Origin of the sequence: Methanosarcina horonobensis HB-1 = JCM 15518, from assembly GCF_000970285.1 — an archaeon.
Classification (GTDB): Archaea; Halobacteriota; Methanosarcinia; order Methanosarcinales; family Methanosarcinaceae; genus Methanosarcina; species Methanosarcina horonobensis.
Genome location: NZ_CP009516.1, coordinates 1437840 through 1449306, shown reverse-complemented (window position 1 = coordinate 1449306; position 11467 = coordinate 1437840). Strand labels below are relative to the sequence as shown.

The window sequence follows — 11467 nt, the reverse complement described above, 5'->3', positions numbered from 1 at the left end:
GGTAGGTCAACTGCCGACAATCAACAGCCAGAGTGTAAAGTTCACTTATAATTTTTCTCAAGCTTTAGTTTAGCAACGATCGGCTGCATGTTAAGATACATCGGAGAGAAATCTTTTTTCTTATTTTTCTCTGCAAGCTTGAATCCATATTTTTCATAGAAGCCGATTGATTCTTTTTTAGAATCTACAAGAATGTATCTGCATCCTACACTGTCGCAGATTGATAATGCTTTACCTATCCCGGCAAAAAATAAATATGTGCCTACTCCTCTTCTTTCAAATCTCGAATCTACTGCCAATCTTGCGATTTTAATTCCTGGATATTTGCTGTACTTATAGCGCTTGAGTCCATCTGATACATATATTTCCTTAGTTCCGATTGTATCTGTTGATAAAGTAATATATCCTACCAGTTCACCTTTCCAGAAGCATAGGTTCGTTTTACTGATCAAATCTTCCTGATCGTTAAAAGCATCTTCTTTCAGAAAATCATTTAATTCAGGACTTGCACAATTAAAAGAAGAAAAGCCATTGCCCTCATCTAGAGGAAAGATAGTAAGTTCGGAATTTGGAATGATATAAGACAAATTCAAAACCTATTTTTGTCATATATCTCTTTAGCTTTTTTGAACATCTCTACCATTTCATCAGTCACTACGGGATTCTTTTCATTTTTTATGAATTCTTTTGCGTCCTCTCCTTCAAGGACAAGCCCGAACTCAATAGGTTTCGCCATAATAATTCCTTCTTTTTATGTGATTTAATAATCTGTTATTGTACTTATATATCCCTACTGTTGACTCTTGTTCTGGCACCATGCAGACAAGAAAGCTGCACTGCAGTAACAGGTCTAAGATACTGGAGGCAGGAGAAATGGTACTGCTCAGGGAAACAGTGATATTACCATGACTAAAACACAATAAGTTCTCTGATGACTATTTTTTAATCTACTTTTATTCCTTTTTGCCAAGAGCCACCCGATATCCACTCACTTCGTGAGCATGCGGGCGTGGAGGGAAGTTATTAAGCAAAGATTCTATTTTTAAATAGTAATCTCTGAAATTCATATCTGAATTCCCGAGAGAATCTTTAACTTCTTATTCCAGATATCAAGTCCCCTTTTTGCTGCATACCAGTCAAAAAAGTCGTCATCATCTCCGAGTTCTCCAGAATCGAATTTTTCCATAAAAAGGTCTGAATCCATCCCATATCTTATCTCGAGATCCTCACAAATACTTGAACACTTTTTTATTTTATATTTTGCAACGCGTTCATTCTGATCAAGCGCTGCACGAATGACTTCACTTACCTCCTGAGGCGTGAAGTCATCTTTTATGTCAAGAGTGAGAGTCATATTCCTTTTACCGGATAGAAATTAGACTTCATTTTATAATAAGGTGATTCAGAGGACTTACTGTTAGTTGAAGAAACAGAGCTCGAGAAGCCTGACCGGGAAAAGAGGATATGAATTATTAAGACTTGTATTATATCTTTTGGCTGTAATGGGCCACTCGGAACTAAAACCAAGTAGCCGAAGCAGCCGAAACTGACAACGGGACAAGCATCAGTATCAAAAATGGAGAAAACTTTACCCTTCAGCTCAGGGAAAACCCGTCTACAGGCTATTCCTGGGAACTTAACGTGAGCGAGGGGCTCAGTATTCTCAGCGACAATTTTACCCAGGATCAAGTCTCTGAAAATATGACTGGTGTTCCTGGAAACCATTCATGGATAATTGAAGCCGTGGATCAGGGTACCCAGCAGATGAATGGAATATACAAGCAGGCCTGGGAAAATGCAACGGGTACTGAAGATAACTTTACACTTACTGTTGAAGTTGAGTGAGAAGTATTTTTACTTCTCGGATTTTATTTTCTTTTTTTGCTATTTTTAATTTCAGTCAAATACTTCGCTAGCTTGCTTCGGAGTGATCCAGAGCAACTTCTATTTGCAGTTTTCAACCAGCTTAAATAGAGAATCGATAAATGGCTCATCTACTATGTTCTGATAATCTTTTGTATAAAGAGCCAAAGGATTAGTATTGCTCAGAAAAAAGCAAAAGACGGGAAAGAAATGAAACACATAGAAGTTGTGGCAGGGATAATCATTTATGAGGATAGAATCCTTTGTATGCAAAGAGATGCTAACAAATATGATTATTTATCTTATAAGTATGAGTTTCCCGGAGGCAAAGTTGAACCTGGTGAAACAAATAGTCAGGCGCTAATGCGTGAACTGCTCGAAGAAATGGGGATTGAAATAAAAGTCTCAGAAAATGATTTTTTCATGACAGTAATCCATCAATATCCAGATTTTAAAATAACGATGCACAGCTATATTTGCCGAGTAAGTAGTTCTGAATTCGTTAGGAAAGAGCATATTAATCATGTATGGTTAAAGCGCCTAGACCTCGACAAACTGGATTGGGCACCCGCGGATCAACCTATCGTAAAAAAATTGATGTTGGAGTGATAGTACGGATTGTTGTGTAGAACTGAAAAATGGAATAAAATATGGTTTTTTAGATTCTTCCATTCTGGCACTCGAAGAATATAAGCCCAGGTTGCTAATTAACGATTTTGACCGAGGGGAAAAAATTTTAACATCGTTAGTAGTAGAACTTACTAAATGCGATGAGTTCATGATTTCTGTTGCATTCATAACAAGTAGTGGCGTAACCGTTTTGTTAAACACTCTAAGCGACCTGGAACAACGTGGTGTGAAAGGTCGAATCATCGCATCTCAATACCAGAACTTCACAGACCCAACTGCTCTAAAGCGTTTGCTATGTTTTAAGAACATTGAGCTGCGGATAGTCACTGAAGATGTAGCTAATATGCACACGAAGGGATACATTTTTAGAAAAAGCGAAGAGTACTCCATTATTGTTGGAAGCAGCAACCTTACACAAAATGCTCTTTGTGAGAATAAAGAATGGAATCTTAAAGTTAGTTCCTCTTTTAAAGGTGGAATAGTATACAACGTAGTTTCTGAATTTGAAATCATGTTTGAACTTGCAACGCCGGTTGATGATAATTGGCTTGCTGCATACATGGAGATTTACCGCACTGCAAAAGAATCTGAGCACATTGCAGCATTATCTGTCGAAAAGAAAATAATTCAATTTACAACTATCAAACCTAATAGGATGCAGGAATCTGCTTTGCAGTCTTTAGCCGACTTGCGAAACCAAAATGCTGAGCGCGCTTTGGTTATTTCAGCGACTGGAACTGGAAAGACATATTTATCGGCGTTTGATGTTAGAACTGTTAATCCCAAAAGATTCTTGTTTGTTGTCCATCGTGAGCTCATTGCTAAAGACGCAATGGATAGTTACAAGCGTGTTATTCATAATGGAAAAAGTATGGATGTAATGAGTGGCGGTAACAAGGTAGATGCTGATTATATATTTGCTATGATCCAAACGCTATCTAAAGATGAAGTTCTCAATCAGTTTAGTCCAGAAGAGTTTGATTATATTGTATTTGATGAAGTTCATAGGGCTGGTGCCGCTTCATATCAAAAAGTTTTCAACTATTTTAAGCCCAGATTCTTATTGGGAATGTCGGCAACACCTGAACGTACAGACGGATTTGATATCTTCAAGATGTTTGACTATAATATTGCCTACGAAATTCGTCTCCAGCAAGCCATGAAGGAAAGAATGATATGTCCTTTCCACTATTTTGGAATTTCTGAACTCACAATAGATGGTAAGGTAATTGAGGACAAGACAGAATTTGGCAAGTTAACATCTGATGAGAGAGTGCGCAATATTATCGAAAAAATAGAGTACTATGGATTCAGCGGTGACCGTGTAAAAGGTTTAATATTCTGCAGCAGAAAAGAGGAAGCTGTTGCACTGTCCACAAAGTTTAATAATTATGGATATCGTACCTGCGCACTTCTTGGCATTGACAGTCAGAGTGAACGTGAATTAGCAATAGAACGGCTTGAGCAAGATAAGTATGAAGGTGCGCTCGATTACATTTTTACCGTTGATATTTTTAATGAAGGCGTGGATATACCGGCTGTAAACCAGATTGTCATGCTTCGACCAACTCAATCCGCAATAATCTTTGTCCAACAATTAGGTAGAGGTTTGCGAAAAAAGGAAAACAAGGAATACGTTGTAATCATTGATTTCATTGGTAATTATGAAAGGAACTTTTTAATACCGATAGCCCTTTCCGGAGATCAAACTTACAACAAGGATACAATCCGCAGATTTGTTGCTGAAGGTAACCGCGTAATTCCTGGCTGTTCAACAGTAAACTTTGATTCGATAACTCGCGAACGTATTTATGCTTCCATTGATCAAGCTAACTTTAACGATTCAAAACTAATCAAAGAATCCTATCTGGCTCTTAAACAACGTCTTGGCAGAATTCCTCGGTTAGACGAGTTCGCAGAATACGGTTCTATTGATATCATCCGTATTTTTGATAAGTTTGGTTCATATCATAATTTTCTAGAAAGCTACGAAAAAGAATATACAGTCAAACTATCTGAAAACGAATCTACATATATCGAGTTCATTTCCAAAAATTATGTCAATGGCAAACGACCACATGAACTTGAATTCATCAAACTACTTGTTGAAGGACATCAACATCCAGTTGTTGGGTTTGAGGAAGTAATGAAAGCAAACTACCCAGCAATTAAATTTACTGAACACACTATAACTTGCGTCTTAAATCAAATGATGCAAAAGTTTGCCACAGGTACAGGAAAGGACAAGTATCATTCAGCTGTTTTCGTAAATAGGACAAACGCCGGTGAATATGAGATATTCAACGAATTTTCGGAGTTTCTCACAAATAACAAGTTCAAGGCAATGGTACTCGATTTGATAACATTAGGATTGAAGAGAAATAGGTTGTTATATGGTGACAGATACCAAGATACAAGTTTTCAGCTTAATCAAAAATACACATATGATGATGTATGCAAATGCTTAGATTGGTCTCAGGCAGAGGTACCACAGAATATTGGTGGATACAAATTTCATCAGGCAACTAATACCTATCCTGTCTTTATTAACTATAATAAAGAAAATGATATTGAAGACACAATCAGGTACGAGGACCGCTTCCTATCACCATCCTCACTTGTTGCAATTTCCAAATCCCGCCGATCTATATCTTCTAAAGATGTCCAGCAAGCCTTAAATGCCCGAGAAAATGGTATAGATTTGTGCTTATTTGTTCGTAAGAATAAAGATGATCGAATCTCAAAAGAGTTCTACTACTTAGGCCGTATGTTTGCTACTGGGCACGTAAAAGAATTTGTCATGCCAAATACAACCACAAAAGCCGTGGAAATTGGCTATTCTCTACAAAAGCCTGTTAGAGATGACATTTATGACTATTTAGTTGGATAACTTGTAGATAGACTCTAACAGGCCATATTAGTGAACGAGAGGTGCGTATATGATTATTTTTTGATTCCATCCACCACCTCTCAAACTACACCTTTAAATCCCTCCTCACCCTTTTCTATCCCACAATATAACTTTTACAATTATACCCGGTGACCTTTCATGAATAACAGGCTGTACAAGTATTACCCCGAAGATTTCGGGGAACTCAGGGTTGATGTTTTGCACATGGACCTTGGGTTTGATATCTATGATGACAGGACAAACGTGAAGTCCCTGCTGAGGGTCAGGACAAAAGATGAACCTCTTGAGAAACTGGAATTAAACTGCAGGGACCTTGAGATCAGGGCTGTGAGCTGTCTTCAGTCTGAGGTCTCTTACAGGTACAGGAAAGACGATGCGGTTCTCGAAATCAACTTCAGGGATGTGATTCCGCCTCATACCGAGATTGCAGTCATTACGGATACGGTCTGCAGGCCGACAAAGAACATCCTTGAAGGGCTGTACTATGACGAAACTCCGGCAGGGGCTCCCCCGCAGCAGATCACCCAGTGCCAGCAGTGGGGGTTCCAGAGGATTGTGCCCTGCATTGATGACATGACTGCAAAGTGCACTTACAGGACGACCATCACTGCAGATTCAAGGTACACAAACCTAATAACAAACGGAGATGTCCTGGTTCAAAGGACTACAGTAAAGCCGGGCAGGGACAGGATTGTCTATGATAACTCGGTAACGCCCATGGCAACCTACCTCTTTTTCCTCGGGGCAGGGACTTATGCGACCTTTAAAAGGGAATTCGAATACCCTGACGGGCGCACTTTTATGCTGGAACTGCTCGTGCCGCCGGATTCGGATGCAAGGGCTGCAGAAAAGGCACTCGATATCCTGCACGACTGCGTAATGTGGGTCTACATCTTTACCGGGCCTGAGCAGTTTGATGAGGACAAATTGCCAGCCAGACAGATGCTCTGGGACCTTGTCCGGAGGCGGGAGAAGCTGAAAATAGAGGCAAAGCCCGAACCCGGGCAGGACGAAGAACTCGGGAAGATCAGGGAAAAGCTTGCCGGACTTGTCAAAACCATCACTCCGGGGTATAAATATACGGGGACTGTCTACAGGGAAATAGGGATGCAGAACTCGGACTTCGGGGGCATGGAAAACGTGGGGAACACCACAATTACCACAAACCGCATCATGCCTTTCCCGCAGATAACGGACCCTGCTTTTGAGTACATGATCAGGGTCAAGGTACACGAATACTACCACAACCAGAACGGGTCCGAGGTTACCGGGAGAAGCCCGTTTGAGATATGGTTGAACGAAGCCGTTACCGTGCACGTGGAAGAGCAGTACCACGCTTTCCTTTTCGGCGAGGACTATCAGAGGCTAGGTAGGGTACTTGAGCTGCTTGCACCTGCGTCCGGGACTTTTGCACTGGACTCGGGGGCTGCTTCCATGCCGATTATTCCTGACGGGTTCAATGACCCCAATGACCTGATCACTGCAGTTACGTATGTAAAATCCCCTGAATATGTGCGCATGGTCGAGAGCCTCATAGGTAAGGAGACTTTTGCAAGGGGGCTTGACCGCTATTTTAAGAAATTCAGCCACTCCAATGCTTCCACCCGGGACTTGATCGAGGCTATGGAAGAAGAAAGCAGGGTTCCCTTAAAAGAGATGTCCGAGACCTGGCTGAAGCAGACCAGGTTCCCTGTTGTCGAAGTCTCAGCAGAATACGACAAACCTTCCAGGAAATTTACTTTCTTCCTCAAACAGCACTTCCCTATTGGCGGAAAGCCCTGGGAATTCCCGTTCAGGGCAGCCCTTGTGGACGAGAACGGGAAAGACCTTGCCGAGGTGCTGGAAAGGATAAGCGGAGAAAACGCAGAGATTGTAATTGAAAATGTGGATATGCCGGCTTTCCTTTCCCTTAACAGGGGGTACTCTTTCTATGGAAAACTTGTTTATAAAACAAGCCAGGAAGAACTCCTCATACAGGTCAGAAAGGACAGCGACATCATTGGCAGGTTCACTGCTTTCTATACCCTGGTGGACAGGGAAAAGCTGAGGCTGCTTAAGGTTCCGAATGCTGTTCCTTCCGAAGACTTTGTAGAGCTTTACTACAGACTCCTTAACGACCGGCAGCTCCTCGAAAGGGCAGGAGGGCAGTTCCTGACCATTTTTGAGTCCGTGGAGGACCCGGGCTATGCCCACCACTACCAGGCACTCTATGATGTAAAACAGAAGCTCTTGAAGGCAGTTGCCTGGAAGTACAGAAGCTCTCTCATTTCTGCCTATAACTTCTTTGAAAATGCCTCTGTTTCGAGAGATTCCTCTCTGGAAGAAACCGCAAGGGTGATCAAGAGCAGGCAGGCTAAAAACATCTGCCTGGGAGTCCTTGCAGCCCTTGATACCCCTGATATCCACGCTCTGATAAAACAGCAATTTGAGACTGCAGCCTGTACAACCGACAGGTTGAGCGCATTTGCTGCATACCTGAACAGTTCGGCTCCTGACAAAATAGAAGTCCTGAGAGCCTTTGAAGCCGAATCGAAAAAGAATCTCATTGCCTGGGAAGCCTTCCTTTCTGTTATAGGAAACAACAGCAGTGTTGATGCAGTGGAACTGGTCAGGGAAATGGAAAGGTCGGACGCGTTCAGGATCGAACAGACAAACGACCAGCGTGCTCTTTACGGGAGCTTTGCCCGCAACCGCAAGAAGTCCCTCCAGACCGAGGAAGGCAGGGCCCTCTTTGCAGAAATCCTGAGAAAACTTGCTCCTGTGAACGAATATACTACAGTAAACCTGCTCAATGCTTTTGCAAACATAGACCAGATGGAGATAAGGTACCATATTCCCCTGGTGGAGATCCTTGCAGGCCTCCTTGAGGAGCTTGACCCCCAGAAGTTCCCGAGCGTATATAACAGGATTAGAAAACTCCTTCTCGGGGCTCCCAAAGCTGTCGAAGCCTACGGGATAGAGCATGGAAAAATTCAGGCTCTGCAGTCCTGAACTTTTAAAAATGAATTTTGTTTGGAATTGCCTTCTCTGCTCCGGAAAATAAACTACCGGAGCAAAACTTTTTAACCGAATTTTTCAGGCAGTGGTTTCAGACTTTATTTTAGCCAGCGTTCAGATCTTTTTACCTTTTCTACATATTTGATAGACCTGTTATTTGCAGATGATGCAGGCAAGTCTATTATATTAAGATAATTATAGAATATAGATAAGATGTAGAATACAGATAAAATGATATAGATAAAAAAATTGAAACAAATATAGGGTATAAATGAGAACCTGAAACAAAGGCATGGAAAAATCTGGAAAATCACTTCTCTGGATTTATAAAATTTCGTTTTTGAGATCAATGTAGATGCAGGATACCTTCTGGAAGTGGAAGAATGGTACTTGAAATAACTGGTGTGGTTCTGACAACTTTTGTAACATTTTTTGAGGTTGTGAGTGCAGTTTTGATAATTTATGGAGGGTTAAAAGCTACAATTAAAATCCTGCTTGTAGAGACTCACAAAAGGCCTGAAGATTATCAAGGTATAAGAAAAGAATTTACGGACAAAATCCTTTTCGGGCTTGAACTGCTGATAATTGCTGATTTGATTGAAACTCTGAGAAAACCCTTCTTAGAGGAACTGCTGATAGTTGGAACCATAGTGATCATTAGAACTATTCTTGGTTACTTCCTGAGTAAGGAAACAAAAGAGTCTTTTTTAACCGAATCTTGAAAGACAACTTGAGGGATAAAAATTGGTTCTGGGGTCATTTGAAGCATTTTTGCAGATTTTTGAGTGGGTTTTCGAAGCAATTGGCACAACTATTATAATTTACGGCGGATTAAGAGCAGTACTTCAAATAGTTTTTCAAGAAATATCAAAAAAATCTTATAACCTGGAGGAAATCAGAAAGGAACTTACAAATAAAATACTTTTTGGACTGGAGTTTTATATCATTGTTGCTATCTTCGGAACTATGAGGAATCCTTCAAGAGATGATCTGATTATTCTTGGCGTTATTGTGCTTATCAGGACTGTACTTGGTTATTTCCTCAGTAAGGAAATTAAAGAGTATAAGTTTGATTGAGTATGTATCATTTTGAGCAGGTATCTAATAATATCCACTATGTGTTTAATATTAAGCCGGTTCCGAGACATGGAATTACCTGTCAGGGTATAAATCTAAACAAAGAATTTTAGACTATCCTTCAAGTTTATGGTCCTTGAAAACGGTTCTAAAACTCCCACTGATATGCGGACAAAATGGTTTTGCAATGCACAATGTATAATGTTTAACTGTGATTGAAAACAGCCAGTTAGAAAAAGATATGTTTTTGCTCATCAGTATAACTGTCAAAATATGAGAGCACAATTTCGAAATCTGTTTTCTGGTAGTAATTACAGCATTAGCTTTAATAACATAGTTTTAAGATCCTTTATAAAAGGCTCCTGTCCTGGAGGGACGTCCGAAGCCAGAAACAGTATGATTTAAAAGCAAGTAGAGTGTTAAGGATACAAAATATTATTAAACTCTAATATTATACTAATCAGAAATCCAGATTATGTTGACCTGAAACCCGGATTACACAGTACAGGGTTTATACAGATATACGTTGCACTAGTTCGGGTCTGACTGAATCAAACTGTTAAATATTTCATGATAATCAGATATTAATCACAAACAGGAGCAATTTAATGTACCATCTGAAATGTATCGAGTGCGGTGCAGAGTATTCGAAAGATGAAGTAATCTATACCTGCAGCAAGTGTGACGGGCTGCTTGATGTTATTTATGATTATTCTTCAATTAAACTTGATATGGAAAAATTAAAAACCGAATGCCCTTCGGTCTGGAAATATGCAAAACTTCTCCCGGTAGAAAGAGAACCTGTGACTATAAAGGAAGGCGGTACCCCCCTTTATAAATGTGACCGCCTTGCTGAAAAGATAGGGGTTAAGGAGCTCTACGTAAAGCACGAAGGTATGAACCCGACCGGCTCTTTCAAGGACAGGGGAATGACCGTTGGGGTTACAAAGGCACTCGAACTCGGAATGAGCACAGTTGCCTGTGCATCAACCGGAAACACTTCAGCAGCTCTTGCAATCTACGGAGCAAAAGCCGGAATTCCCGTAGTTGTGCTGCTCCCGGCAGGAAAAGTTGCCCTTGGAAAGATAGCTCAGGCCCTTATGCACGGGGCAAAAGTTCTTAGTATCCGCGGAAATTTTGATGATGCACTTGCTCTTGTACGCACGCTCTGCTCCCAGGAAAAGATCTATCTCTTAAACTCTATTAACCCTTACAGGCTCGAAGGCCAGAAGACCATTGGTTTTGAAATTGCAGACCAGCTCGGCTTCAAAGTGCCTGATAGAGTTGTCCTTCCCGTAGGAAATGCAGGGAATATTACTGCCATCTACAAGGGTTTCAGAGAGTTCAAGCTGCTTGGCATCACGGACTCCCTCCCGAAAATGACCGGAATCCAGGCAGCAGGCTCCTGTCCCATAGTAAAAGCCATTCAGAGCGGGGCTCCGGAAATCACTCCAGAAGATAATCCGGAAACGGTTGCAACGGCGATCAGGATAGGAAACCCTGTAAACGCAACAAAAGCCCTGAGCGCAATTCGGGAATCAGGCGGAACTGCGGAATCCGTAACTGATGAGGAAATCCTTGCAGCCCAGAAAGACCTCGCAAGGCTTGAGGGCATTGGGGTCGAACCCGCAAGTGCAGCCTCTGTCGCAGGGCTTAAGAAGCTTGTCGAGATGGGAACCATAGGAAGGGACGAAACCGTGGTCTGCATTACCACAGGGCACCTCCTTAAAGATCCCCAGACCGTAATTGATGTGTGTGAGGAGCCGACTGTTGTTGATGCAGACATTGAGTCTATCCGGGAAGCAATCTTCGGAAAGAAAAAATAAAATCGGAAAGATAAGATATATTCGATAAAAAATACTTGATTAGAGAATTGGATTAATTAGACGATCAGATTATTGGAAAAACCAACCAGACAAATGCAAAGTTAAGTGTTACGAAGATAAGTATTTACATACCGGAACCGTAAACAGTTGAAAGATTGACAAC

At 41.1% G+C, this 11467-nt stretch carries 10 protein-coding genes; 7 read left to right on the top strand and 3 right to left on the bottom strand.

All coding sequences use genetic code 11. From position 1 onward, the window contains the following. Positions 1 to 41: 41 nt before the first annotated feature. The 3 genes from MSHOH_RS06420 to MSHOH_RS06415 form a co-directional block, all read right to left on the bottom strand. Entirely contained in the window at positions 42 to 587 is a 546-nt protein-coding gene (locus tag MSHOH_RS06420; RefSeq protein WP_048138254.1) for a GNAT family N-acetyltransferase, read from the bottom strand. Positions 588 to 589: 2 nt separating this feature from the next. Continuing rightward, positions 590 to 736, bottom strand: coding sequence for a hypothetical protein (locus MSHOH_RS24575; protein WP_204245393.1), 147 nt, complete (start codon positions 734 to 736; stop codon positions 590 to 592). Between the two features lie 327 nt (positions 737 to 1063). Then, positions 1064 to 1354 (bottom strand): hypothetical protein, encoded by a 291-nt coding sequence (locus tag MSHOH_RS06415; RefSeq protein ID WP_048138252.1) that lies wholly within the window; start codon positions 1352 to 1354, stop codon positions 1064 to 1066. 209 nt (positions 1355 to 1563) lie between these two features. Between MSHOH_RS06415 and MSHOH_RS06410 the strand changes: the two genes are divergently transcribed. The 7 genes from MSHOH_RS06410 to thrC all read left to right on the top strand — a co-directional run bounded on the left by MSHOH_RS06410 (position 1564) and on the right by thrC (position 11304). Beyond that, the gene (locus MSHOH_RS06410; protein ID WP_082089254.1) at positions 1564 to 1845 is read left to right on the top strand and encodes a protease inhibitor I42 family protein; all 282 of its coding nucleotides are present in this window, start codon (positions 1564 to 1566) and stop codon (positions 1843 to 1845) included. Positions 1846 to 2073: 228 nt separating this feature from the next. Further along, on the top strand, positions 2074 to 2472 hold the full coding sequence (locus MSHOH_RS06405) for a (deoxy)nucleoside triphosphate pyrophosphohydrolase (RefSeq protein WP_048138250.1): 399 nt from the start codon (positions 2074 to 2076) through the stop codon (positions 2470 to 2472). Positions 2473 to 2641: 169 nt separating this feature from the next. Further along, on the top strand, positions 2642 to 5383 hold the full coding sequence (locus MSHOH_RS06400) for a DEAD/DEAH box helicase (RefSeq protein WP_239451249.1): 2742 nt from the start codon (positions 2642 to 2644) through the stop codon (positions 5381 to 5383). A 159-nt stretch (positions 5384 to 5542) separates the two neighbouring features. Beyond that, a complete protein-coding gene (locus MSHOH_RS06395) occupies positions 5543 to 8395 on the top strand; it encodes a M1 family metallopeptidase (protein ID WP_048138245.1) in 2853 nt (950 codons plus the stop codon). A 389-nt stretch (positions 8396 to 8784) separates the two neighbouring features. Beyond that, positions 8785 to 9123, top strand: coding sequence for a DUF1622 domain-containing protein (locus MSHOH_RS06390; protein WP_048138243.1), 339 nt, complete (start codon positions 8785 to 8787; stop codon positions 9121 to 9123). 22 nt (positions 9124 to 9145) lie between these two features. Next, complete coding sequence (locus tag MSHOH_RS06385) at positions 9146 to 9478, top strand: DUF1622 domain-containing protein (RefSeq protein ID WP_048138241.1); 333 nt, start codon at positions 9146 to 9148, stop codon at positions 9476 to 9478. Between the two features lie 608 nt (positions 9479 to 10086). Continuing rightward, on the top strand, positions 10087 to 11304 hold the full coding sequence (thrC, locus tag MSHOH_RS06380; RefSeq protein ID WP_048138238.1) for a threonine synthase: 1218 nt from the start codon (positions 10087 to 10089) through the stop codon (positions 11302 to 11304). Positions 11305 to 11467 lie beyond the last annotated feature (163 nt).

What these genes read in the sequence shown, in the direction of transcription:
- MSHOH_RS24575 (WP_204245393.1), bottom strand. Translation starts at nt 736, where the DNA reads ATGGCGAAACCTATTGAGTTCGGGCTTGTCCTTGAAGGAGAGGACGCA.
- thrC (WP_048138238.1), top strand. Translation starts at nt 10,087, where the DNA reads ATGTACCATCTGAAATGTATCGAGTGCGGTGCAGAGTATTCGAAAGAT.
- MSHOH_RS06400 (WP_239451249.1), top strand. Translation starts at nt 2,642, where the DNA reads ATGATTTCTGTTGCATTCATAACAAGTAGTGGCGTAACCGTTTTGTTA.
- MSHOH_RS06390 (WP_048138243.1), top strand. Translation starts at nt 8,785, where the DNA reads ATGGTACTTGAAATAACTGGTGTGGTTCTGACAACTTTTGTAACATTT.
- MSHOH_RS06415 (WP_048138252.1), bottom strand. Translation starts at nt 1,354, where the DNA reads ATGACTCTCACTCTTGACATAAAAGATGACTTCACGCCTCAGGAGGTA.
- MSHOH_RS06395 (WP_048138245.1), top strand. Translation starts at nt 5,543, where the DNA reads ATGAATAACAGGCTGTACAAGTATTACCCCGAAGATTTCGGGGAACTC.
- MSHOH_RS06405 (WP_048138250.1), top strand. Translation starts at nt 2,074, where the DNA reads ATGAAACACATAGAAGTTGTGGCAGGGATAATCATTTATGAGGATAGA.